The sequence below is a fragment of the Caulobacter sp. FWC2 genome (assembly GCF_002742625.1).
Classification (GTDB): domain Bacteria; phylum Pseudomonadota; class Alphaproteobacteria; order Caulobacterales; family Caulobacteraceae; genus Caulobacter.
In genome coordinates this window covers 1,822,966-1,845,051 of record NZ_PEBF01000001.1, presented here as the reverse complement: position 1 = coordinate 1,845,051, position 22,086 = coordinate 1,822,966, and the positions used below count along the sequence as shown (strand labels likewise).

Annotated in this window: 23 protein-coding genes; 14 read left to right on the top strand and 9 right to left on the bottom strand. The window is 69.1% G+C overall.

From position 1 onward, the window contains the following. Positions 1–103 precede the first annotated feature (103 nt). Entirely contained in the window at positions 104–289 is a 186-nt protein-coding gene (locus CSW62_RS08985) for a hypothetical protein (protein ID WP_099576986.1), read from the top strand. A gap of 107 nt (positions 290–396) precedes the next feature. Then, positions 397–513 carry a hypothetical protein gene (locus CSW62_RS08980; RefSeq protein ID WP_099576983.1) on the top strand — a complete coding sequence of 39 codons (117 nt, stop codon included), beginning with the start codon at positions 397–399 and terminating at the stop codon, positions 511–513. 20 nt (positions 514–533) lie between these two features. Here the strand turns inward: CSW62_RS08980 and smpB are convergent, their stop codons facing one another. Together smpB and dapA are read right to left on the bottom strand one after the other, a co-directional pair. Then, positions 534–992 carry an SsrA-binding protein SmpB gene (gene smpB / locus CSW62_RS08975; protein WP_099576981.1) on the bottom strand — a complete coding sequence of 153 codons (459 nt, stop codon included), beginning with the start codon at positions 990–992 and terminating at the stop codon, positions 534–536. Continuing rightward, on the bottom strand, positions 989–1,876 hold the full coding sequence (dapA, locus tag CSW62_RS08970; protein ID WP_099576979.1) for a 4-hydroxy-tetrahydrodipicolinate synthase: 888 nt from the start codon (positions 1,874–1,876) through the stop codon (positions 989–991). The genes smpB and dapA overlap by 4 nt, the downstream gene beginning before the upstream one ends. Positions 1,877–2,122: 246 nt before the next feature. Between dapA and CSW62_RS08965 the strand changes: the two genes are divergently transcribed. Next, a complete protein-coding gene (locus CSW62_RS08965; protein ID WP_199170552.1) occupies positions 2,123–4,225 on the top strand; it encodes a lytic transglycosylase domain-containing protein in 2,103 nt (700 codons plus the stop codon). Here the strand turns inward: CSW62_RS08965 and CSW62_RS08960 are convergent. From CSW62_RS08960 to CSW62_RS08945, 4 genes are read right to left on the bottom strand one after another with little or no spacing between them, the layout of a single operon-like run. Further along, positions 4,222–4,977, bottom strand: a complete 756-nt coding sequence (locus tag CSW62_RS08960; RefSeq protein WP_099576977.1) for an ABC transporter ATP-binding protein — start codon at positions 4,975–4,977, stop codon at positions 4,222–4,224. The genes CSW62_RS08965 and CSW62_RS08960 overlap by 4 nt on opposite strands. Next, complete coding sequence (locus tag CSW62_RS08955; protein ID WP_099576975.1) at positions 4,974–6,014, bottom strand: iron ABC transporter permease; 1,041 nt, start codon at positions 6,012–6,014, stop codon at positions 4,974–4,976. The genes CSW62_RS08960 and CSW62_RS08955 overlap by 4 nt, the downstream gene beginning before the upstream one ends. Further along, the gene (locus CSW62_RS08950; RefSeq protein ID WP_099576973.1) at positions 5,957–6,763 is read right to left on the bottom strand and encodes an ABC transporter substrate-binding protein; all 807 of its coding nucleotides are present in this window, start codon (positions 6,761–6,763) and stop codon (positions 5,957–5,959) included. Before CSW62_RS08950 ends, CSW62_RS08955 begins: the two co-directional genes overlap by 58 nt. A 4-nt stretch (positions 6,764–6,767) precedes the next feature. Continuing rightward, positions 6,768–7,403 (bottom strand): TetR/AcrR family transcriptional regulator, encoded by a 636-nt coding sequence (locus tag CSW62_RS08945; protein WP_099576971.1) that lies wholly within the window; start codon positions 7,401–7,403, stop codon positions 6,768–6,770. Positions 7,404–7,657: 254 nt separating this feature from the next. On the opposite strand from CSW62_RS08945, the gene CSW62_RS26865 reads away from it, so the two are divergent. Genes CSW62_RS26865 through CSW62_RS08930 form a run of 4 tightly spaced genes read left to right on the top strand, consistent with a single transcriptional unit; the run spans position 7,658 to position 10,237 of the window. Further along, a complete protein-coding gene (locus tag CSW62_RS26865; RefSeq protein WP_233206639.1) occupies positions 7,658–8,125 on the top strand; it encodes a hypothetical protein in 468 nt (155 codons plus the stop codon). After that, entirely contained in the window at positions 8,059–8,496 is a 438-nt protein-coding gene (locus tag CSW62_RS26860) for a hypothetical protein (RefSeq protein WP_233206638.1), read from the top strand. Before CSW62_RS26865 ends, CSW62_RS26860 begins: the two co-directional genes overlap by 67 nt. Before the next feature lie 17 nt (positions 8,497–8,513). After that, on the top strand, positions 8,514–9,440 hold the full coding sequence (locus CSW62_RS08935; RefSeq protein WP_099576969.1) for a class I SAM-dependent methyltransferase: 927 nt from the start codon (positions 8,514–8,516) through the stop codon (positions 9,438–9,440). Between the two features lie 5 nt (positions 9,441–9,445). Further along, positions 9,446–10,237 carry an RNA methyltransferase gene (locus CSW62_RS08930; RefSeq protein ID WP_099576967.1) on the top strand — a complete coding sequence of 264 codons (792 nt, stop codon included), beginning with the start codon at positions 9,446–9,448 and terminating at the stop codon, positions 10,235–10,237. On the opposite strand, the gene hrpB is transcribed toward CSW62_RS08930, so the two are convergent. Next, positions 10,234–12,675: an ATP-dependent helicase HrpB gene (gene hrpB / locus CSW62_RS08925; RefSeq protein ID WP_099576965.1), complete on the bottom strand. Its 2,442-nt coding sequence runs from the start codon at positions 12,673–12,675 to the stop codon at positions 10,234–10,236. The two genes, CSW62_RS08930 and hrpB, sit on opposite strands and share 4 nt — an antisense overlap. Positions 12,676–12,854: 179 nt before the next feature. On the opposite strand from hrpB, the gene CSW62_RS08920 reads away from it, so the two are divergent. From CSW62_RS08920 to CSW62_RS08900, 5 genes are all read left to right on the top strand, one after another. Further along, the gene (locus CSW62_RS08920; protein ID WP_099576963.1) at positions 12,855–14,471 is read left to right on the top strand and encodes an amino acid permease; all 1,617 of its coding nucleotides are present in this window, start codon (positions 12,855–12,857) and stop codon (positions 14,469–14,471) included. A gap of 75 nt (positions 14,472–14,546) precedes the next feature. Further along, positions 14,547–15,263, top strand: a complete 717-nt coding sequence (locus CSW62_RS08915; RefSeq protein ID WP_099576961.1) for an MBL fold metallo-hydrolase — start codon at positions 14,547–14,549, stop codon at positions 15,261–15,263. A gap of 101 nt (positions 15,264–15,364) precedes the next feature. Then, positions 15,365–16,129, top strand: a complete 765-nt coding sequence (locus CSW62_RS08910; RefSeq protein WP_099576959.1) for a response regulator — start codon at positions 15,365–15,367, stop codon at positions 16,127–16,129. Further along, the gene (locus CSW62_RS08905) at positions 16,126–17,547 is read left to right on the top strand and encodes an ATP-binding protein (RefSeq protein WP_099576957.1); all 1,422 of its coding nucleotides are present in this window, start codon (positions 16,126–16,128) and stop codon (positions 17,545–17,547) included. The genes CSW62_RS08910 and CSW62_RS08905 overlap by 4 nt, the downstream gene beginning before the upstream one ends. Positions 17,548–17,660: 113 nt before the next feature. Then, positions 17,661–18,467: a hypothetical protein gene (locus CSW62_RS08900; RefSeq protein WP_099576955.1), complete on the top strand. Its 807-nt coding sequence runs from the start codon at positions 17,661–17,663 to the stop codon at positions 18,465–18,467. Here CSW62_RS08900 and CSW62_RS08895 read toward each other — a convergent pair. Then, positions 18,464–19,132: a DUF1345 domain-containing protein gene (locus tag CSW62_RS08895; protein ID WP_099576953.1), complete on the bottom strand. Its 669-nt coding sequence runs from the start codon at positions 19,130–19,132 to the stop codon at positions 18,464–18,466. The two genes, CSW62_RS08900 and CSW62_RS08895, sit on opposite strands and share 4 nt — an antisense overlap. A gap of 118 nt (positions 19,133–19,250) precedes the next feature. On the opposite strand from CSW62_RS08895, the gene CSW62_RS26105 reads away from it, so the two are divergent. Continuing rightward, positions 19,251–19,382: a hypothetical protein gene (locus CSW62_RS26105; RefSeq protein WP_143324361.1), complete on the top strand. Its 132-nt coding sequence runs from the start codon at positions 19,251–19,253 to the stop codon at positions 19,380–19,382. 40 nt (positions 19,383–19,422) lie between these two features. Further along, positions 19,423–19,629, top strand: a complete 207-nt coding sequence (locus CSW62_RS08890; RefSeq protein WP_047413350.1) for a general stress protein — start codon at positions 19,423–19,425, stop codon at positions 19,627–19,629. 131 nt (positions 19,630–19,760) lie between these two features. Here CSW62_RS08890 and egtB read toward each other — a convergent pair whose 3' ends face one another. Further along, positions 19,761–21,941, bottom strand: a complete 2,181-nt coding sequence (gene egtB / locus CSW62_RS08885; protein WP_099576951.1) for an ergothioneine biosynthesis protein EgtB — start codon at positions 21,939–21,941, stop codon at positions 19,761–19,763. Positions 21,942–22,086 lie beyond the last annotated feature (145 nt).

The following is a 22,086-nucleotide window of genomic DNA, read 5'->3' as shown; positions in this document are numbered from 1 at the left end:
GCCCACTGTTTACATTCCTTGACAATGAACTCGAAGCAGCTCGCGTTAAGAGCGTTCTCGCGCCCAACGAGAGGCGCGTGTCGCATACAGGGAGCTCGTCGTCATGCCCGACGCCGCCCGCATCGAGATCGCCCCCGAAACCGACGGATGGGTCGTCTCGGAGAATGGCCGCCCCGCCGGCCTCTTCGACAACCGCGAAACCGCCTACAAGCGTGCGCTCGATATGTGCGGCGCCTTGTTCGAACGCGGCGTGCCATCGCGGGTGTATGAGCTTCCCGAGGCCGCTTAGAGCGCGGTTTTTACAATCCTTAACAAAGCGACGCCGCTGTTAGGGCTACCATTTCATCAGACACTGATTTGCCGCGCCTTGGCGGCGCGGCTTGCTGGAGCCAGCTCATGGCCCAAACGACGCGACACCAACTGCGGACCGAGGTCCGGATTTTTCTGATCGTCAGCGGGGGCGCCTTCGCCCTGGGCCTCGCCATCGGCTTCGCCGCGATGGGCCTGCACTAGACGCTCGCTCGTGGGGACGCCTAGTCGTCCCGGTTGCCCTTCATCAGGCGGGCCTTGTCACGCGCCCAGTCGCGGGCCGCTTCGGTCTCGCGCTTGTCGTGGTTCTTCTTGCCCTTCGCCAGGCCGATCTCCAGCTTGGCCAGGCCCTTGTCGTTCCAATAGAGCTTCAGCGGGATCATCGTCCGGCCGTCGCGCTGCACGGCTCCGATCAGCTTGTCGATCTGCTTGCGATGCAGCAGCAGCTTCCGGTGCCGGCGCGGCTCATGGTTGAAGCGGTTGGCGTGGCCGTAGGGCGGGATGTCCGCGTTGATCAGCTTGATCTCGCGCCCTTCGACAGAGGCGTAGGACTCGGCGATATTGGCCCGGCCGACGCGCAAGCTCTTGACCTCGGTGCCGGTCAGCATGATGCCGGCCTCGAAGACCTCTTCTATGAAGTAGTCGTACCGGGCGCGCCGGTTCTCCGCGATCGGCTTGGTCATTCCTGCAGACCGGCCTCGCGCATGGCCTCCAGGATCGTCGGACGCACGGCTTCGGCGCAGGCGACGATCGGCAGGCGAACGTCCTCGGCGCAGAGGCCCAGCTGGGCCAGGGCGAACTTGGTCGGGGCCGGCGAGGAATCCAGGAACAGGGCCTTGTGCAGGCGCACCAGGCGGTCCTGCCAATAGAGGCCGGTTTCCCATTCGCCTTGCATGCAGGCGTTCATGAAGGCGGCGCAGGCATCGGGCGCGACATTGGCCGTGACCGAGATCACGCCGTGGCCGCCATGGGCCATGTAGCCCAGGGCCGACGGGTCGTCGCCGGTCAGCAGCACCCACTCCGGACCGCACAGCAGGCGCTGCATGCTGATCCGGGTCAGGTCGCCGGTGGCGTCCTTGACGCCGACGATGTTGGGCAGCTTGGCCAGGCGCGCCAGGGTCTCGTTGGAGATATCGACGCCGGTGCGGCCCGGCACGTTGTAGACGAAGATCGGCAGCTCCACGGCGTCGTTGATCGCCTTGTAGTGCTGATACATGCCCTCTTGGCTCGGGCGATTGTAGTACGGCGTCACCACCAGGGCCGCGTCGGCGCCGACGGTCTTGGCGTGGCGGGCCAGCTCGATGGCCTCGTCGGTCGAATTGCTGCCCGCGCCGGCGATGACCGGTACGCGGCCGGCCGCGGTCTTCACGCACAGCTCGACGACGCGCTTGTGCTCGTCGTGCGACAGGGTCGAGGTCTCGCCCGTCGTGCCGACCGGCACCAGGCCGTGCACGCCGCCGGCGATCTGGCGCTCGACCAGCGACACGAACGCTTTTTCATCCACCTCACCGTCCCGGAACGGCGTGACGAGGGCCGGAATGACGCCCTTGAAGTGAGACTGGACCATGACTTGCAAATTGCCGTGAGGATGGCGCCGCGTGTGTTGCGGCAGGACGATGGGGGCGGACAATATGTCCCTGCTCCGTAACGCCGCAACCGGCGCTTCGAAGCAGCTGCGGATTTGATGGGGGAAACCGGCTTGGTCAACCCCTGCGAACCGGACTTTAAACCCTATTGAGGCCTGAATCGTCGCATAGGGGCAGGCACAGTATTCGAGTACAAGGCTCGTGAGGGCCGGTTGATGGAGAGCGTTTTGGCTTCAGTGGTGCGTCGGATTCTGCTCGGAGGAGCTTGCATCGTGGCCGTGGTCGGGGCGGCGGACGCCCAGACGACGTCGGGCTATGCGACCTCGTACTCCAGCCAGCCCGGCCTGATCACCACGCCGCCGACCGCGGTTCCTGGCGCGCTGTCCGACACCGACAGCGCCAACCTGCAAACGGCCCTGGCCGCCGCCAAGCGCGGCGACGTCTCGGGCGCGCGCATGGCCATGGACAGCCTGCAGGACCCGGTCGCCAAGAAGATCGCCCAGTGGCAACTGATCGACAGCAACGCCGAAGCGATGAGCTTCTTCGAGCTGGACGCCGCCCGCCGCGACCTCGCCGGCTGGCCGCGCGGCGCGCGTCGCGACGCCGCCGCCGAGAAGGCTCTGTCGACCTCCGGCCTGGATCCGGCCCGCATCATCGCCTGGTTCGGCGGCGCCCAGCCGGCGACGGCCGAGGGCGCCATGGCGCTGGCCTCGGCCTATCAGGCGACCGGCAAGACCCAGGACGCTGCCAACCTGATCCGCCGCACCTTCCGCGACAAGGTGTTCGAGGCCGACGCCCAGCGCAGCATGATCGCCCGCTTCGGCGCCATGCTGACGCCCGACGACTACAACCGCCGCGCCGACATCCTCCTTTACGGCCAGCAGGGTCCGGCCGCCCGCGACCTGGTCGCCATGCTTTCGGACACGGGGCAGTCCACCGCCCGCGTGCGGATGGCCTATCGCCAGAACGCCAGCAACGCCAACACGCTCTACAACGGCCTGACGCCCGATTTGCAAAGCTCGCCCGGCGTGGTGTTCGAGCGCGCGGCCTATCTGCGCCGCAACGGCATGGACACCCTGGCCCTGCCGATGGTGGTCAACTTCCCGGCCCCGCCAACCGAGGAAGCCTCGACGGCGATCTGGAAGGAACGCAAGCAGCTGATCGTCGCGGCCCTGAAGGCCGGCAACAGCGCCGGCGCCTATGCCGCCGCCGACAACACCCAGGCCCTGGCCCCGGCCGACATCGCCGAGAGCGAGTTCTACGCCGGCTGGATCGCCCTGACCCGCCTGAAGAATCCGGACGCCGCCGCCGCCCACTTCGCCCAGATCGCCGCCGTCGGCGCCTCGCCGATCACGCGAGGCCGCGCCCTCTACTGGCAAGGCCGCGCAGCCGAGGCGCAAGGCGACCTGATCGCCGCCCAGGCCTTCTATGCCGAGGGCGCGCGCCACATCACCACCTTCTACGGGCAGCTGGCCGCCGAGAAGGCGGGGCTGAAGGAATTGCGCCTGGACCGCGACCCGGTCATCACCCAGGCCGATCGCGCCCGCTTCTATGGCCGCGAGCAGATCCGCGCCGCGCGGATGCTGGCCGACACCGGTAATCGCGACCTGTTCCGCAGCCTGGTCCTCTACATCGACGACACCCTGCCCAATGCCGAGGAAAGCGCCCTGCTGGTCGACTTCGCCCGCGGCTATGGCGACCAGGACCTGGCCATGCGCGCCGTGCGCACCGCAGCCCAGCGCGGCTTCATCCTGCCCGAGCGCGGCTATCCGCTGCTGGACCACCATTTCACGCCAGGTCCGGGCGCGGCCGAGACGGCGTTCGTCTATTCGATCTCGCGCCAGGAAAGCAATTTCGACCCCTCGGCCCGTTCGGGCGTCGGCGCGCGCGGCATGATGCAGCTGATGCCGGCCACCGCCTCGATCGTCGCCCGCAAGCTGGGCGAGGCCCATTCGATCGAGCGGCTGGGCGATGCGCCCTACAACATGCGCCTGGGCTCGGTCTATCTGGGCGACATGGTCCGCAGCTTCAGCGGTTCGTACATCATGGCCGCCGCCGCCTACAACGCCGGTCCAGGCCGTCCGGCCCAGTGGGCGGGCCTGTGCGGAGACCCGCGCGGCGCGACCACCGATCCGCTCGACTTCATCGAGTGCATCCCGTTCTCCGAGACCCGCAACTACGTGATGCGGACCCTGGAGACGACCATGGTCTACCGCGCCCGCCTGAACGGCGGCGTCAGCCCGCTGACCCTGTCGTCGGACCTGAAGCGCGGCGGGTATGTCTATTCGCCGTCGGTGGCCTCGGCGGATACGGCGGTCACCCAGCCTTAAGCCCGGCGGGCCGCCAGAACGGGCCCGGCCTTCGTCTCGATCAACTCACCATCCAGCCGGAACACGTGGCTGAGGATGAAGCGCGATAGCGCCTCGCGCGGCGCCCCCTCGGCGACGATCCGGCCGTGATCGACCACCACGATGCGATCGCAGGACCGGGCGGCGAGGCCCAGGTCGTGCAGGGTCACCACCACGCCCGCGCCCTTGGCGGCCTCGGCGCGCAGCAGGTCCAGGGTGAGCAGCTGGGCGTCGGGGTCCAGGCCCGCCACCGGCTCATCGGCGATCAGCAGCGGCGCGCGGGTGGCCAGGAGCCTCGCCAGAAGCACTCTGGCCCGTTCGCCGCCGGACATGTCCAGCACGCCGCGATCGGCCAACTCGGCGGCGCCGACCCGCGCCAGGCAGTCTAGCGCCAAGGCGTCGGCGGCCTCGTCGGCGAGGTCGGTCGCGCCCAAGGCGGCGACCATGCGGGCCGGCAGGTTCCAGGCCACGCGGCGATCCTGCGGCAAGTAGCCGACCAGCCTGGCGCGGTCGTCTGGCTTCAGCTCGGCCAGCGTCCGGCCCGAAAGCCGCGCCTCGCCGGCCGCCAGCGGCAGCAACCCCAGGCCCGCGCGCAGCAGGCTGGTCTTGCCCGCGCCGTTGGGGCCGACCACGCCAACCACCTCGCCCGCCGCCACGTTCAGGGACGCGGCCTCCAGCACGGTCTTGCGGCCTTGCCGGGCGGTGACGTCGGTAAGGGTCCAGAGCGCGCTCACGACCGCCAGCTCCGCGAAGCCCGCCAGGCCAGCAGGGCGAAGGCCGGCGCGCCGAACAGAGCGGTGACGACGCCCAGCTTCAGCTCCTGCTCGGTGGGGATCAGGCGGGCGGCCAGATCGGCCAGCACCAACAGCAGCGCTCCGGCCAGGGCCGAGGGCCACAGGATCCGCTTGGGGTCGTCCTTGACCAGGGCCCGCACCAGATGCGGCGCGGCCAGGCCGACGAAGCCGATCACCCCGGCCGCCGCCACGCCCGCGCCGGTCAGCAGGGCCGAGCCGGCCACGGCATAGACGCGCAGGCGCGCCATCGGCAGGCCCGACATCCGCGCGGCCTCCTCGCCCAAGGTCAGCATCCGCAACCCCTGGCCCGCGCGGAGGCACAGCGCCGCGCCGATCGCCATCGGGACCAGAGCCCTTAGCGCGTCATGCCAGTCCCGGTTCTCGACCGAGCCCATCAGCCAGGCGAGGATCTCGGCCGTCGCCACCGGCGAGGGCGAGAGGTTGAACACCAGGGCCGTCAGGGCGCCGCCGAACGCCGACAGCGCCACGCCGAACAGGATCAGCGCCTCGGGCTCGCGGAATCGCGCGGCCAAAACCACGACCACGGCCCCGGCCACCAGCGCCCCGACCAGGGCCGAGAGCTCGATCGCGCCCGGCAACACAGCCAAGCCCGCCGAGATCGCCACGGCCGCGCCCAGGCCCGACACCGCCGAGACGCCCAGCACGCCGGGATCGGCCAGAGGATTGCGCAGCAGCCCCTGCATGGTCGCGCCCGACAGACCCAGGGCCGCGCCGACCAGGGCGGCGACCGCGACGCGCGGCGCGCGGATGGTCCACAGCACCTCGCCCGGCGGCGAGGCCGGATGGCTCAGCGCTTGGACGTACTGAGCCAGCGACAGCGGCGTCTCGCCCAACGAGATGGCCACGATCGCCGCCAGCGCCAGGACGATCAGCATCAGGAGGCAGAGGCGCAGGAGGCTCAACGCGCCGCCTCCGCCAGGGCCAGCGAACCGTCGGCGGCGAACCAGCCGGCGCAGCCGACCACCGCCGCCGGCAGCGACGCCACGGTCCGAGTCCTGATCGCGCCCTGCAGCGCCGCGTGGCGTCCCGGCCCCCAGCGGTCGGAGCCGGCGCGGGCCAGGTCGAACAGACCCAGCACCACAGCGGCCGGCGGGGTCATCACCATCCGCTCCAGCGAGACCGGGGCGAAATACGGTGAGGGGGTGGCGTTGGCGTAGCCGGCCGCCTTCAGCATCGCGTCGACCAGGGTGTGGGAGCCGGCCGTATAGCCGCCGGGCGTGAGATAGAGCGCCGAGCGCCCCTTCCCCGCCCCCGCCGACCGGGCCAGCTTGGCGTCCATCTTAGCGATCAGCGCCTCGCCTTGCGGCTGGCGGCCCAGGGCGGCGGCGACCTTGCGGATATTGGCTCGCACACCGCCGAAGTCTGCCGCGTCTTCCAGGGCCACGGTCGCCACGCCCTTGCCCTGTAGAGCCTTGGCGAGCCGCGCATCCCCGCCCCACAGACGCACCACGACATCGGGCTTGGCGGCGACCAGGCTCTCGAACGTCGCCCGCCTCAGCGGCAGGCCCTTGGCTGAAGCGCGCATGTAGCTGTCGGGTGAGATCGCCCGATGCGACACGCCGACGATGCTGTCGCGTGGCGCCAGGGCCAGCACATACTGGTCAGCGCAGGAGTCGAGCGACATCACCCGCGGTCCCGCCAAAGCGGCGCAGGGGACAAGCGTCATCGCCGCCAGAAGCGCGCACAAGGCCTTGGCGGCGTTCATGAAATCAGTCCGTCACCAGGCCGTACAGCAGACCGTCCAGCATGATCTTCATCAGCTCTTCGGCGTCGGACCAGTTGCGTGAAGGCTTGGTGATCAGCAGCGACACCAGGCCATGGCAGCCGCTCCACAGCACTTCGGCGGCCTGCACCGCCGAGCCCGACCGCAGGCGCCCCTGGGCGGCGATCTGATGCACCGGCTCGCTGAACTTCTCGAAGCAGCGGTCGCCCAGCGCCAGCACGTCGGCGATCTTGTCCGGCGAGACGTGCTCGCCCGTGCCGCAAAACACCAGTTGATACGTGTTGGGATTTTCGAGGGCGAACTTCATGTACGCCTCCAGCATCACCCGCACGCGCGAAACCGGGTCGATCGGTTGAGCCGCGATTTCAGTATTGAGCTCCAGCAGACGCTCGATGGCGTCGTTGCTGATCTCCAGCAGGATCTGGTCCTTGTCGCGGAAGTGCATGTAGAGCGCGGTCGACGACACGCCGACGGCGTCGGCGATCTTGCGGATCGTCGCGCCGGAATAGCCTTCGGCGATGAAGATCTTCTCGGCCGCCGCCAGGATCTCGCCCCGACGCAAGTGCCCGTCGCCCTTGGGCTTTCTGGCGGACTTGTGAGGCTTCTTCAGAACGACCGTCACGGACTTGGCTTCCCCTGCGTTTCCCCTGCCCGACACTAAACGGGAATCACCCAGCCGTCGCAAGAACGTGCGTGGAAGGAAAGTCCCGCCTCGCGCGCGCGAAAAAACATCCCAAAACGAGCATTTTTACCGTTTGACACTTTAAGGTTGAAATTCGTTTATCTGCGCCGTTGGGGCGACCAGCGTATCCAGGGGCATCCATGGCGCGCGAAGATAGACGGCTTGAACCGGCGCTCGCGCCGGCGTGCGGACCTGTGTCCGTTGAGTGGATCGAGCGGGTAGACACCGCTCCGATCGGGCGCGATGGCGCGCACCAGACGCTTTCCCGTGGGCAAGCGGCCTGCGTCGGCCTGGCCGGTCTGCTGACGGCGATCGGCGTGGCGCTGAGTCCGATCGGGGCGATGACGATCGCGCACCACCTGTTCTTCGCCGTCTTCCTGCTGGGCGCCCTGACCCGTCTGGCGGCGGCCTGCACGCCTTTGCCGCCGACGCTCACGCCCTCCCTGGCTGACGAGGATTTGCCAGCCTACACGCTTATCTGCCCGCTCTATCGCGAGGCCGAGGTGGTGGCCGAACTGGTCCACAGTCTTGAGGGCCTCGACTATCCGCGTGGGGACAATGGCTCCCGCAGCGGGCGCGATGGATCAAGGGACACATGCAGACCCTCGCCGTCTGCCTGCGCGGTCCCGTCCCCCGCCAGCCGCGCAACGCCATGGCCCTGATGCTAACCCTGGCCCAGTCGGTAGCCTCCTCGCATCTGCACGGACCGATCATGGCCGTGATGGTCGCGCTGGCCGCGATCGACTTCTGGCCGGACGCCCACGTCACGATCGCGTCGGCGGACCTGACGCTCTACGTGCTCGGCTGGAGCGCTTCCGCCATCGCCGGCGCGCGCGGGATCATGCGGACGCGGGCGCGGCCCAAGTCGCTGCATCTGTTCGGCATGGTGCTGTACTGGCCACTGCAGAGTCTGGCGGGGATAAAGGCGCTCTACCAGTTCGTCACCGCGCCGCATCGCTGGGACAAGACCCCGCACGCCCCGCGCTCCGGCTCGCACTCTGGACCCCACGAGTCTGGACGTTTGGGGCCGTAAGGCGGTATGGGCGGGCGATGGCACCGAAGATCGCTCCCGCCCCCATCGTCATGCGCACCACCGGCTGGGCGGACTACGCCCTGCTGGACAGCGGTCACGGCAAGAAGCTGGAACGCTATGGCCGCTACACGGTCGTTCGCCCCGAGCCGCAGTGCTTCTGGGAGCCGCGCCTGCCCGCCAAGGCCTGGGAAGACGCCGACGCCGTCTTCGACCCTTCCGACGAGGACGAGGCCGGTCGCTGGCGCTTCAAGGGCAAGCCGATCGAAAAGTTCGACCTGGGATGGGGCGAAGCCAAGTTCCACGGCCAGTTCACGCCGTTTCGTCACCTGGCCTTCTTCCCCGAGCAGGCCGCCAACTGGGCCTGGCAGGACGAACGCGTCCGCGCGCTGTGCAAGGGTTCCGGACCCCAGCCCAAGATCCTGAATCTGTTCGGCTATACCGGCGTAGCCTCGCTGGTCTGCGCCGCCGCCGGCGCGGCCGTGACCCATGTCGACGCCTCCAAGAAGTCGGTCGGCTTCGCCCGCGAGAACGCCGCCTTCGCGGGCCTGGCTGACAAGCCGATCCGCTGGATCGTCGAGGACGCCCGCAAGTTCGTGGCCCGCGAAGTGCGGCGCGGCAACAAATATGACGGCATCATCCTGGACCCGCCCAAGTTCGGGCGCGGCGCCGACGGCGAGGTCTGGCGCCTGTTCGAGGACCTCTCGGCCCTCACCAAGGACTGCGCCGCCCTGCTCAGCGACGACGCCTCATTCCTGCTGATGAACGCCTATGCCGCCCGCGTCTCGGGCGCGGCGATGTCGGGCCTGCTGGCGCAAGAGCTGAGCGGCCGTGGCGGCGTGATCGACTGGGGCGAGCTTTCCCTGGTCGAGGAAAACGGCGACCGCCAGATCGGCCTGTCGTTCTTCGCCCGCTGGTCTGCCCAAGACAAGATTGGTGAAGGGTGAGGGACATGAACGCCAAGACCGTAACCTCCCTGACCAACAACACTGTCAAGGCCGTCCGCGCCCTGCACATGCGCAAGGAGCGCGAGGAGAGCGGCCTGTTCCTGGCCGAGGGCCTGAAGATCGTCATCGAGGCGATCGATTGCGGCCACGCGCCCAAGATCGTCATGTACGGTCCGGACGCCGCCGACCATCCGATGCTGAAGAAGGCTGTCGCGGCCTGCCTGAAGGCGGGCGGCGAAGTCATTGAGGTCAATCGCGAAATCCTCGAAAAGGTCTCGCGTCGCGACAATCCGCAGGCGGTCGTCGCCGTCTTCAAACAGGTCTACACGCCGCTGTCGGCCATCGTGCCCGAGAGCGCGCCGTGCTGGGTCGCCATGCAGGCCGTCCGCGATCCCGGCAACCTGGGCACCGTCATCCGCACCGCCGACGCGGCCGGCTGCGGCGGCGTGATCCTGGTCGGCGACTGCGTCGATCCCTATTCGGTCGAGGGCGTGCGCGCGACCATGGGCTCTATCTTCGCGGTCAAGATCGCCAAGGCGACCATCGCCGAGTTCCTGGCCTGGCGCGAGACCTGGCCCGGCAGCGTGGTCGGCACCCTGCTGACCGCGACGGTGGACCACAAGAGCGCCGATTACGTGAAGCCGTCGCTGATCCTGATGGGCAACGAGCAGCAAGGCCTGCCGCCCGAGCTTGCGGCGGCGTGCGACGTCAACGTCAAGATCCCCATGCGCGGCCGCGCCGACAGCCTGAACCTGTCGGTGGCCACAGGGATCATGATCTATACGGTGACGGGTTAGGTCCCGCGCGGCTTGGCGCGCGTCGTCGGCGCGGTATTCGCCGGGTCGTCCGGCCAGACGTGGCGGGGGTAGCGGCCCTTCATCTCGATCTTCACCTCGCGCCACGAGCCCTTCCAGAAGCCGGGCAGGTCGCGGGTGATCTGGATCGGCTTGTGGCCGGGCGAGAGCAGCGACAGAACCAGAGGCACCTTGCCGCCGGCGATGCTGGGGTGCTCGGTCAGGCCGAACAGCTCCTGCACGCGGATATCGATGCGCGGACCGGCCTCGGCGGCGTAGTCGATGGCCACGGTGGTGCCGGTCGGCGCCTTGAAGCGGGCCGGCAGCATCTGGTCGACCTTCTGCTGCAGGTCCCAGGGGACCAGCGACCGGATCGCGCCGTCCAGGCTGTTCTCATCGACGCTGGCCAGCGACGAGCGGCCATGCAGCAGCGGCTCCAGCCATGCGTCCAGATGCGCCAGCAGAGCTGCGTCGGAAAGGTCGGGCCAGGCTTCGCCATCCAAGCCGCGCAGGAACGCGACCCGGCTGCGGAAGCCTTCGATCCCCTGCCCCAGACGCAGTCCGGAAAGCCCCTCGCCCCGGACCTGGTCCATCAGGGCGCCGGCGATCATGGCCGGGTCGGGGTTGTCGATCAGGCGCTCTTCCAGCACGAGGCGGCCCAGGCGAAGCAGGCGCTTGGCGCGAACCTTGCCGCCCGTGGTCTCGAGGCGGTCCTCGGCCAGCAAGCGGTCGGCGAAGGTCTCGCGCAGCTCGGCCTCGTCGACGGCGGCGGCCAGCAGGATGCGGTCGCGGCTGTCGCCTCCGCCCAGTTCGCCGACGGCCAGCCAGGCCTCGCGGGCCAGGGGATCGGTCGGCTCCAGATAGACCCCGCGCCCGCCGGCCAGCTGGAACTCGCCGGGCTTGCCGCGCGCCTTGGCCACCCGCTCGGGATAGGCCTCGGCGAGCATCAGGCCGGTTTCGAGCGTCTTCGCGCCGGAGCGTTTGCCGGCCGCGCGGCTCCAGCGTTCGACCAGGGCCATGGCGTCGCGGGCGCGCGGCGAGCGGTCACGGTGCAGGTTTTCCAGGCGTCGGCGCAGATCGACGTCCTTGCCGCCGAGACCTTGCTCGGTCAGCACGGCGGCGATCTCGGCGGCCTCTCGCGCCTGGCCCGAGGCGGCGGCGCGGACGACCATGTGCGCCAGGCGCGGCGGCAGGGGCATCTCGGCCAGGGCCTTGCCGTGCGGCGTGAGATCCCCCTGCCCGTCCAGCGCCTGGATGCGAGTCAGCAAGGTCCTCGCCTCGGCGAAGGCGGCGGCCGGCGGCGGGTCCAGGAAGGTGAGACCCGAAGGATCGCGCGCGCCCCAGCGGGCCAAGTCCAGCGCCAGGCGCGAGAGGTCCGCCTCCAGGATCTCCGGCCGGGCGAAGGCCGGCAGGGCGCGGGTCTCCGGCTCATCCCACAGGCGATAGCAGACGCCGGGCTCGGTGCGGCCGGCGCGGCCACGACGCTGGTCGGCGGCGGCGCGGCTGACGCGGACGGTGTCCAGACGGGTAATCCCGGACGCCGGATCATAGCGCGGCACGCGGGCCAGGCCGGCGTCGATCACGACGCGGACGCCCTCGATGGTCAGGCTGGTCTCGGCGATCGAGGTCGCCAGCACCACCTTGCGGCGGCCGGCCGGCGCGGCGGCGATGGCGCGGTCCTGCACGGCCGGATCCAGCGCGCCGTACAGAGGCGCGACATCGACGTCCGGTCGGCGCAGGCGTTCGTTCAGCCAGCTCTCGGCGCGACGGATCTCGCCCTGGCCCGGCAGGAAAACGAGGACGCTGCCGGTCTCTTCCGCCAGCGCCCGTTCGACGGCGCGGCCGACGCGTTCCTCCAACCGCTGGCGCTCATCGCGGCCCAGATAGCGGGTGTCGACCGGGAACATCCGCCCCTGACTCTCGACGATCGGCGCGTCGCCCAGCAGAGCCGAGATCCGCGCGCCGTCCAGGGTCGCCGACATGACCAGCAGCCGCAGGTCGTCGCGCAGCACGCTCTGGACGTCGCGGGCGAAGGCCAGGCCGAGGTCGGCATCGAGGCTGCGTTCGTGGAACTCGTCGAACAGCACGGCCGCGACGCCATCCAGGCCCGGGTCGTCGAGAATCATCCGGGTAAAGACGCCTTCGGTGACCACCTCGATGCGCGTCCGGCTTGAGACCTTGGACTGCAGACGCACCCGGAAGCCGACCGTCTCGCCGACGGATTCGCTCAAGTTCGCGGCCATCCGCGAGGCGGCGGCGCGGGCGGCCAGGCGACGGGGCTCCAGGACGATGATCTTGCGGCCTTGCGTCCACGACTCGTCCAGCAGCGCAAGGGGAACGGCCGTGGTCTTGCCCGCGCCAGGCGGCGCGACGAGAACGGCGGTCTCCCGCTCGGCGAGGGCGCCTTTCAGCGCCGGAAGGGCCTCGAAAATGGGCAACATCGCGCCCGCTTTAGCCGCAGCCGCCCCCGCCGCCAAGCAGCGCTGGACTAGCCAGGGCCTGGGAGAACATTTACGCGCATCCGCTGCTCGACCTTGACCCCATGCTCATAAACGGGTCACGGTCCGCAAAATTTTCTAAAGGCGACCCCAGGGGGGAGTCTTGCCTATCAGGAGGAACTATGTGGCGCGTAAAATCGCTTGATGCGATCCTAGCGACGGCTCAGAAAAAATCCCTTCACCGCTCGCTTGGCCCCATTCAGCTGACGCTGCTCGGGGTTGGCGCGATCATCGGTACGGGCATCTTCGTTCTGACCGCCGCCGCCGCCCAGAAGGCCGGTCCGGGCATGATGTGGAGCTTCGTGATCGCCGGCGCCGTCTGCGCCATCGCCGCGCTCTGCTATTCTGAACTGGCCTCGATGGTCCCGGTCTCGGGCTCCGCCTACACCTACACCTACGCCGTCATGGGCGAATTGCTGGCCTGGATGGTCGGCTGGGCGCTGATTCTCGAATACGCCGTCGCGGCGTCGGCCGTTTCGGCCGGTTGGTCCGGCTACTTCCTGGGCCTGATCGAGCATGCGTTCGGATTCCAATGGCCGGCCTTGTTCAAGTCCGGGCCCGCCTGGTCGATGAACGGCTGGATGCCGGCTGCTGACTTCAGCGTCGGCATCGTCAACATCCCGGCCATCGTCGTGGCCCTGGCCGTGACGGCTCTGCTGGTCCTCGGCACCACCGAAAGCGCCCGCGTCAACGCCGTGCTGGTGGCCATCAAGGTGACGGCCCTGACCGTGTTCGTGGTCCTGACCCTGCCGGCCGTGAAGACCGGCAACTTCTCGCCGTTCACCCCGAACGGCTGGTTCGGTCCCGCCGGCACGACGGGCATGGGCGTGGTCGGCGCCGCCGCCTCGATCTTCTTCGCCTATGTCGGCTTCGACGCCGTGTCGACCGCCGCCGAGGAGACCAAGAACCCGCAGCGCAACGTGCCGATCGGCCTGATCGGCTCGCTGGCCATCTGCACCGTCTTCTATCTGCTGGTCGCGGCCGGCGCGATCGGCGCCATCGGCGCTCAGCCGGTGCTCGGCGCCGACGGTTCGGCCGTCCAGCCCGGCTCGGCCGCCTTCCAGGCCGCCTGCGCCCTCAGCGAGAACGCCAACCGCCTGGTCTGCTCGAACGAGGCCCTGGCCCACGTCCTGCGCGAGATCAACTGGCCGATCGTTGGCAACGCCCTTGGCCTCGCCGCCAACCTGGCCCTGCCCTCGGTCATCCTGATGATGATCTACGGCCAGACCCGTATCTTCTTCGTCATGGCCCGCGACGGCCTGCTGCCGGAGAAGCTGGCCACCATCCACCCCAAGTGGAAGACCCCGCACATCGTCACGATCGCAACCGGCCTGTTCGTGGCGCTGGCCGCAGCCTTCTTCCCGGTCGGCCAACTGGCCGACATCTCCAACTCCGGCACCCTGTTCGCCTTCTTCATGGTGGCGATCGCGGTGATGGTGCTGCGGGTGAAGGATCCGAACCGTCCGCGTCCGTTCAAGACCCCGTTCGTGTGGGTCGTGGCCCCGCTGGCCATGGTCGGCTGCGCGGCGCTGTACTTCAACCTGCCGGCCGAAGCGATGCTGGTTCTGCCGATCTGGGGCGCCATCGGTCTGGTGATCTATTTCGCCTACGGCTACCGCAAGAGCCATGTCGGCCGTGGCCTGACGGACGTTCCGGAACTGGCTTCGGACGCGCCGGGCGGTCCGGTTCCCCCGATGCCGGGCGCCCCGGCCCCGGGCTCGAAGGAAGAACGCGATTGATCTTCGGCTGTTAGGCCTTAGGTCAGAGAGGGCGGGCGCTTCGGCTCCCGCCCTTTTCTTTTGGAGGTCGCCTCTATGACCCAGGGCATGCCCATCGCCGCCGTGATCGCCCCGGTCACGCCGCTGCAGCAGAACTGCACGATCGTCTGGTGCACCAAGACGATGAAGGCCGCCGTGATCGATCCCGGCGGCGAGGTCGACCGCCTGCTCAAGGCCATCGCCGACAAGGGCCTGACTCTCGAGAAGATCTGGATCACCCACGGCCACATGGACCACGCCGGCGGCGCGGCCGAGCTGAAGGCCCGCACCGGCGTCCCGATCGAAGGCCCGCACAAGGACGACCAGTTCTGGATCGACCAGATCCAGCAGTCCGGTGAAATGTACGGCATGCCCGAGGCGCGGATCTTCGTCACCGACCGCTGGCTGGACGACGGCGACACCGTCACCCTGGGCGAGACCCAGTTCGAGGTCTTCCACTGCCCCGGCCACACGCCCGGCCACGTCGTGTTCTTCCATCGCGAGACCAAGTTCGCCCAGGTCGGCGACGTGCTGTTCCAGGGCTCGATCGGCCGCACCGACTTCCCGCGCGGCAACCATCAGGACCTGATCGACGCGATCACCCAGAAGCTCTGGCCATTGGGCGAGGACGTGCGGTTCGTGCCCGGCCACGGGCCGATGTCGACCTTCGGGGCCGAGCGGCGCAACAATCCGTTCGTCGGCGATCGCGTGGTGGCGGCGATGGCGGCGCAAGGCGAGGCCTATCAGACGCCGAAGAACCATTCGCCGGGCTGAGGAAAGACGCGCCGCCCGTGCGACACTGGATCGCATGACCGTTTGCGCCGCTGTTTCAGGCGTGAAATCTAAGCGTGACGGGGGCGTGACAGGGAATTCTGATGGAAAACGTCCAAAGCACCGCCCAGAGCGACGCCGACGCCCAGCGTGGCGCGGCTCCGCGCATCCTCATCGTTGACGACGATCCCGGCATCCGCGACGTCGTCTCCGACTTCCTGGCCCGGCACGGCTACGTGGTCGAGACCGCCCAGGACGCCCGAACCATGGAGCAGGTCCTGGCGCGCGGCCCCATCGACCTGATCGTGCTGGACATCATGCTGCCCGGCGAGGACGGCCTGGCCATCTGCCGCCGCCTGTCGTCGAACAGCGACGGCCCGGCGATCATCATGCTCTCGGCCATGGGCGAGGACACCGACCGCATCGTCGGCCTGGAGCTCGGGGCCGACGACTACCTGCCCAAGCCCTGCAATCCGCGCGAGCTGCTGGCCCGCGTTCGCGCCGTGCTGCGCCGCCGGCAGGAACCGCGCGCCGTCGACGACGCCATGGGCGCGGCCTGCGAGTTCGCCGGCTGGCGCCTGGATCTGGTCCGCCGCGAACTGCGCTCGCCCCAGTCGGTGGTGGTCAACCTGTCCAGCGGCGAGTTCTCGCTGCTGCGCGCCTTCGTCGAGCGGCCTCAACGCGTCCTGACCCGCGACCAGCTGCTGGACCTGGCTAGAGGCCGCGACAGCGACGCCTATGACCGGGCCATAGACGTCCAGATCAGCCGGCTTCGCCGCAAGCTGGACGACGGCGGCGGCAGCGAGCTGATCCGCACGATCCGCAGCGAAGGCTACATGTTCACCGCCAAGGTCGTCCGCACCCCATGACCCTCTTCCGGCGCGGCGCGCCGCTGTTCGTCCAGGCCCTGGGGCTGGTGATCGTCACCCTGGTGGCGGCCCAGCTGATCGCGATCGCGGTCATCTTCACCCTGCCGCCGCCGCCGCCCGAGTTCTATCGGTCCAGCGAGATCGCGCGCGCCCTGAAGACCGGCCAGCCGGTTCAGCCGCGCGACGGTCGCCTGCTGGTCGTCAAGCAGCGCGTCACCCTGCACCCGATGGGTCAGGACACCCCGCGCCGCATCGACTTCAAGACCGATATCAGCCGCGCGGTCGACGTGCCGGTCAACCGCATCGAGCTGCAGATCGACAACGGCCCGCGCTTCTTCGTGCGCCGAACGCCGGTGACGCCGCCCAAGCCCGATGCGCCGCCTCGTGGCCCCAGCGCCCGCGAGCCGTTCGCCCGCGAGGGCGGCGGCCCCGGAGTCCCCGGCAGTCCCCCCGGCGCGCGCGGCAAGGGTGTCGACGAGCCGCTGATCTTCGGCGACTTCAAGCTCGGCGTACGCCAGAGCGACGGCCGCTGGCTGGTGGTCGAACCCAAGCCCACGTTCCGCTTCGACAACTGGCAGCAGCGCGTGCTGCTGATCCTGTTGCTGTCGGTGATCGCCGTCACGCCGCTGGCGTGGTTGTTCGCCCGCCGCCTGGCCCAGCCGATCACCGCCTTCGCCGACGCCGCAGAGCGTCTGGGCAAGGACCCACGCACCCCGCCGCTGAGCATTTCCGGCTCGGGCGAGGTGGTCGCCGCCGCCACCGCCTTCAACATGATGCAGGAGCGCCTGCGCCGGTATGTCGAGGACCGCACCGCCATGGTGGGGGCCATCGCCCACGACCTGCGCACGCCCCTGACCCGCCTGAAGTTCCGCATCGAGGCCGTGCCCGACGACATCCGGCCCAAGCTGGCCGCCGACATCGACCAGATGGAGGCGATGATCGCCGCCACCCTGGGCTTCGTGCGCGACACCCAGCGTCCGGCCGAGCGCACCAAGCTGGAGCTGTCATCCCTGGTGGAGAGCGTGATCGATGAGGCCGCCGAGACGGGGGGCGACGCCATCGTCGAGCGAACCGAAAAGACCGTGATCGAGGGCGATCCGGTGGCGCTCAAGCGCCTGGTCGCCAACCTCGTCGAGAACGCCCTGAAATATGGCGTGCGCGCGCGTGGCCGGGTCTATGCCGAGGACAATATGGCGATCATCGAGGTCGATGACGACGGCCCCGGCATCCCCGCCAGCGAATTGGAGCGGGTGTTCGAGCCCTTCTATCGCGGCGAGCCCTCGCGCAATCGCGAGACGGGCGGCAACGGCCTGGGCCTGGCGGTCGTCCGCTCCCTGGCCCGCGCCCACGGCGGCGACGTCATCCTGGTCAACCGCCCTGGCGGCGGCCTGCGCGCCAGCGTGCGGCTTCCGGCCTAGCAATTACGGCCGAAACGGACGGCTTTGTTACGACCGCGCAAGGCCGCGAGCGCGCCTGACATCATCAGGACATCCCAACAGGCTTCAAAGCTTGGCTGGATGGAGACTCCCGGATGATCTTTCGCTCGCTTGGCCTGACCGCCGCCCTCGCCGCCACCCTGGCCGCCTGCGCCAGCGCGCCACCGGAAGGCCCCGAGGGTCATCGCGGTCCCGGCGGACGAGGCGGTCCGCCCGGTGAAGGCGGCGGCGCGCCCATGGCCGGCCCGCAGCTGTTCATCAGCCCGGCCGGCGAGCCGTTCCGCGCCCCACCCGGCGCACCCTACCCCGTCGCCGACTGGTTCGCCGGCGCCGACGCCAATCACGACGGCGCCCTGTCGCGCGATGAGTTCGTGGCCGACTCCTTGCGCTTCTTCGGCGTGGTCGACGCCGACCACAACGGCGTCATCGACGGCTTCGAGGTCGCGGCCTACGAGCAGCGTATCGCCCCCGAGATCATCGGCGGCGCGGCCCCCGGCGCGATGCGGCGCGGCCCGCGCGGCCTGGGCATGGCCGAGGGACAGCAAGATGGTCCGAGCGATGACGACATGTCGCCGAGCCACCGCCAACGTCCGCAGCGTACGAACGTCCTGCAGGGCGCGTCGCTGTTCGGTCTGATCGCCGAGCCCGAGCCGGTGATGGCGGCAGACGGCAATTTCGATCGCCGCATCAGCAAGGACGAGGCGACCAAGGCGGCCAGGACGCGCTTTGCCCTGCTCGACACCAACAAGGATGGCCTGCTGACGCTGGCGGAGCTTCCCAAGACGCCGGTCCAGGGCGGCCTGCGCGCAGGCGCGGGCCCGGGCGGCGGCAAGGGCAAGATGGGCGGCCCCGGCGGCGGCAGGCCAGGCGGTCCGGGTGGGGGCGGCGGTCGTCGCGGCTAGCTTCCGACCAGGCTGGCGATGATGTTGATCCCCAGGGCCAGGATGGCGGTGTTGTAGAAATAGGCGGCGGCCGCGTGGGCGGTCACCAGCTTGCGCAGCTTCGAGGTCAGGATGCTGTTGTCCGACACCTGGAAGGTCGCGCCGACGCTGAAGGCCAGATAGGCGAAGTCCATGTAGCCGGTCGGTTGCTCGCCCGGGAACTCGATACCCGGCTTGCCGGAACCATCGCCGTAATTGCGATGGGCGTAGTGCAGGACGAAGGCCGACTGCAACACCAGCCACGACAGCACCAGGGTCACGCCGGCGCAGGCGGTCACGAAGGCTTTCGTGTCGCCCGAGGCGTGCTTGGCCGCGATCATGGCGTCGACCACCGCCCACAGACTGGCGGCGATAGCGGCCAGGACGATCAGCAGCAGCACAGGCACGCCCTCGTCCTCCTGGGCGGCGCGCGAGCGCACCTTGGCCTCGTCGGCCTTGAGAAAAAGCGTCCACGTCGTCAGCAGATAGACGGCGGCCGCGGCGTCCCAGCCCAGAAGAAGGTGCGCGGCATGCGGGGCGCCCAAATATTTCGCCGTCAGCCACACAGCGATTCCGGCGCCCTGCGCAGCGGCTAGACGCCAGTGCGATGCGGCCCGACCGACCATGTGTTTGGTCTTGCGAGGCATTCTCCGACGACTCCTCAAACGGGCGCTTGTCCCTGTGCGGCGTAATTAGTGCGAACTCACGGTGAACCGAAAGCCTCTTCGCTGGTTACTTTACCGGAACGCGCAGGAGACGACGCCAGTGACCGACCCAGACTCCCCGCCCCCGCCCGAGCCTAAACCGCCCGAGTACGAGCCCGGGGTCGTCCCCGTCGAGGAGCCCCCCACCTCGCCGCCGGTCGATCCAGGGGACGACCGTCCCTATGACGCCTGAACCTTGTTCGTACCGCCAGTGACCAGACTAGGAGCCCCACATGGACACCGATAGCGAACGTCCCCGCGGCCGTCGCGGTTTCGCCGCCATGGACCCGGAACGCCGACGTGAGATCGCCAGGAAGGGCGGAGCTAGCGTGCCCAGTGAAAAGCGCAGCTTCGCCAAGGACCGTGATCTGGCGGCCAATGCCGGCCGAAAAGGCGGTTCTTCTTCGCGCGGCGGTCGCCCCGGCGAACGCGCGCTTTAGAAGCCGATCTATCCACGACCTTGACGCGCCGGTTCCCTCAGGAGCCGGCGCGTTTTCGTATGCCGACAGCGCCGGCTCCGAGTTTCGGAGCCGGCGCATCGTCGTCCAGTCAGATCAGCCGGCGCGCCCGATCAGGCGGTGAGCGCGTAGACCGCGAAGGTCGGGTCCTCGCTGATCCACCGTTGGGCCACGGTCCAGCCGGCGCGGCGGGCGATGCCCTCGAAGGCCTCCGACGGGTACTTGTATGAATTCTCGGTGTGGATGGTCTCGCCGGCGGCGAACCGGAAGCCGTAGTCGCCGACCATGACGATCTGGTCGCGCGTGCTCTCCAGATGCATCTCCATACGGCTCTCTTCCGCATTCCACACCGCCTTGTGAGCGAAGGCGGCCGGATCGAAGTTGCCGCCAAGCTCGCGATTGATGTGGACCAGGACATTGCGGTTGAACGCCGCCGTCACGCCCTGGGCGTCGTCATAGGCCGGGATCAGAACGGCCGGGTCCTTGGCGACATCGGCTCCGACGATGAACAGCGAGCCCTCGCCCAGCAGCGCCCGGGCCTGTCGCAGCAGCGCCTCGGCCTCGTCGGGCGCGAAGTTGCCGATCGTCGAGCCGGGGAAGAAGCCGACGGGCGTGCGGCCCCTGGCGCCGTCCGGCAGTTGGATGGCCTTGGTGAAGTCTTCCACCAGCGGGGCGACGGCGAGGTTCGGATAGTCCTGGCGCAGGCTGGCCGCGGCTTCGTCCAGGGCGGACGGGCTGATGTCGATGGGCGCGTAGACGGCGATCTGGGGCGCGGCGTCCAGCACGATGCGGGTCTTGGTGCTGGCCCCGCTGCCGAACTCGACCAGCACCGCGCCGTCGGGGATGCGGGCCGCCAGTTCCGGCGCGATCTGGCGCAGCAGCGCCGTCTCGGTGCGGGTCAGATAGTATTCCGGCAGCTCGCAGATCGCCTCGAACAGGCGGGAGCCCTCGGCGTCGTAGAAGTATTTGGCCGAAAGGGTCTTAGGCGTGGCCGACAGGCCGGCGACCACTTCGTCCAGGAAACGGTCGCCCGGCTTGACCTCGACCAGGCGGTCGTCATCGGCCAGGCGCACACCGCCGAACATCCAGCGACTGCCGGGGTGGAAGAAGTTGCGGTAGGTCGCGCGCGAGTGGCCGGGGGGCGTGGCCTCGCAGCCGCCGCGCAGCACCATCTGGCTGACCATGAACTTGCCGTTGTACTCGCCTAGCGCCCCCGGGCTCGGCTTGAAGCCCGGATAGGCGCTGTAGGCGCTGGCGGTCCACTGCCAGGCCGCGCCGCACAGCTGGCGCAGCGTCGACGGGGCGCCGGTGGCCGTCGCGGCGGCTTCCCATTCGGCCTCGGTCGGCAGGCGACGACCCGCCCAGGCGGCATAGGCGGCCGCCTCGTAATAGCTGACATGGACGACGGGGACGTTGGGATCGACCGGATGGCGGCCGCGCAGGGTCATGGTCGTCCAGGCGCCCGCCTCGTCGCGTCGCCAGTAGCCGGGAGCTTCCCAGCCCTCTTCATTGACCTTGGCCCAGCCTTCGGAGAGCCACAGCTCGGCGCGGCCGTAGCCGCCGGCCTCGATGAACGCCAGCCACTCGCCATTGGTCACCAGACGATCGGACAGGCGGAAAGGCGCGACATAGGTCTTGTGCCGCGGCCGCTCGTTGTCGAACGCAAAGCCCGCCGAGCCGTTTTCGTTGTCAGGCGCCCCAATCTCGATCAGGCCGCCGGCGAAGCGGTGGAAACGCTGCGGCCCCGGATCCGGACGCGGCGTCGCGGCGCCGGGCTGGTAGGCCGGATTCAGCGGCGACTGGGCGAACAGGTGCAGGATGTCCATCAGGATCAGCTCCTGATGCTGCTCCTCATGATTTAGGCCGAGTTCCAGGCGTTCGCGGATCTCGGGCGTCAGCGGACCGGCCAGCAAACGGACCATGGCCGCGTCGACGTGGGCGCGATAGGCGCCGATCTCCTGGGTCGACGGCCGGGTCAGCAGACCGCGCTGCGGCCTTGGCTGCCTGGGGCCGACCGCCTCGTAGTACGAATTGAAGATGTAGTTGAAGCGCGGATCATGCACCGCATAGCCGGGCAGGAACGGCGTCAGAAGGAAGGTCTCGAAAAACCAGGTCGTATGCCCCCGGTGCCACTTGGTCGGGCTGGCGTCGGGCATAGACTGGGCCGACTGGTCCTCGGGCGACAGCGGCGCGGCCAAGACCTCGGTGCGGCGGCGCACCCGCCGATAAAGGTCAGTCAGGACATCCGCCGAGGCGTCGGCGAGGTCCATCACGGGCAGTTCGTCCGGGATCATGGTGGCTCCTGCGAGCTAAAGCGGCGCTGGGCCAAGGCCCCGATCGACGACAACGTTCCGAGAACTTCGGTGTTCCCAGCCACCGTGACAACCGCGTGGTCCCTCATCTGCTGCCAGTCTATGGCAGCAGCCCGTCCGCAAGCTT

What these genes read in the sequence shown, in the direction of transcription:
- dapA (WP_099576979.1), bottom strand. Translation starts at nt 1,876, where the DNA reads ATGGTCCAGTCTCACTTCAAGGGCGTCATTCCGGCCCTCGTCACGCCG.
- CSW62_RS08930 (WP_099576967.1), top strand. Translation starts at nt 9,446, where the DNA reads ATGAACGCCAAGACCGTAACCTCCCTGACCAACAACACTGTCAAGGCC.
- CSW62_RS08985 (WP_099576986.1), top strand. Translation starts at nt 104, where the DNA reads ATGCCCGACGCCGCCCGCATCGAGATCGCCCCCGAAACCGACGGATGG.
- egtB (WP_099576951.1), bottom strand. Translation starts at nt 21,941, where the DNA reads ATGATCCCGGACGAACTGCCCGTGATGGACCTCGCCGACGCCTCGGCG.
- CSW62_RS08900 (WP_099576955.1), top strand. Translation starts at nt 17,661, where the DNA reads ATGATCTTTCGCTCGCTTGGCCTGACCGCCGCCCTCGCCGCCACCCTG.
- CSW62_RS08980 (WP_099576983.1), top strand. Translation starts at nt 397, where the DNA reads ATGGCCCAAACGACGCGACACCAACTGCGGACCGAGGTCCGGATTTTT.
- CSW62_RS26860 (WP_233206638.1), top strand. Translation starts at nt 8,059, where the DNA reads ATGCAGACCCTCGCCGTCTGCCTGCGCGGTCCCGTCCCCCGCCAGCCG.
- CSW62_RS08905 (WP_099576957.1), top strand. Translation starts at nt 16,126, where the DNA reads ATGACCCTCTTCCGGCGCGGCGCGCCGCTGTTCGTCCAGGCCCTGGGG.
- CSW62_RS08935 (WP_099576969.1), top strand. Translation starts at nt 8,514, where the DNA reads ATGGCACCGAAGATCGCTCCCGCCCCCATCGTCATGCGCACCACCGGC.
- smpB (WP_099576981.1), bottom strand. Translation starts at nt 992, where the DNA reads ATGACCAAGCCGATCGCGGAGAACCGGCGCGCCCGGTACGACTACTTC.
- CSW62_RS08950 (WP_099576973.1), bottom strand. Translation starts at nt 6,763, where the DNA reads ATGAACGCCGCCAAGGCCTTGTGCGCGCTTCTGGCGGCGATGACGCTT.
- CSW62_RS08915 (WP_099576961.1), top strand. Translation starts at nt 14,547, where the DNA reads ATGACCCAGGGCATGCCCATCGCCGCCGTGATCGCCCCGGTCACGCCG.
- hrpB (WP_099576965.1), bottom strand. Translation starts at nt 12,675, where the DNA reads ATGTTGCCCATTTTCGAGGCCCTTCCGGCGCTGAAAGGCGCCCTCGCC.
- CSW62_RS08910 (WP_099576959.1), top strand. Translation starts at nt 15,365, where the DNA reads ATGGAAAACGTCCAAAGCACCGCCCAGAGCGACGCCGACGCCCAGCGT.
- CSW62_RS08895 (WP_099576953.1), bottom strand. Translation starts at nt 19,132, where the DNA reads ATGCCTCGCAAGACCAAACACATGGTCGGTCGGGCCGCATCGCACTGG.
- CSW62_RS08890 (WP_047413350.1), top strand. Translation starts at nt 19,423, where the DNA reads ATGGACACCGATAGCGAACGTCCCCGCGGCCGTCGCGGTTTCGCCGCC.
- CSW62_RS08920 (WP_099576963.1), top strand. Translation starts at nt 12,855, where the DNA reads ATGTGGCGCGTAAAATCGCTTGATGCGATCCTAGCGACGGCTCAGAAA.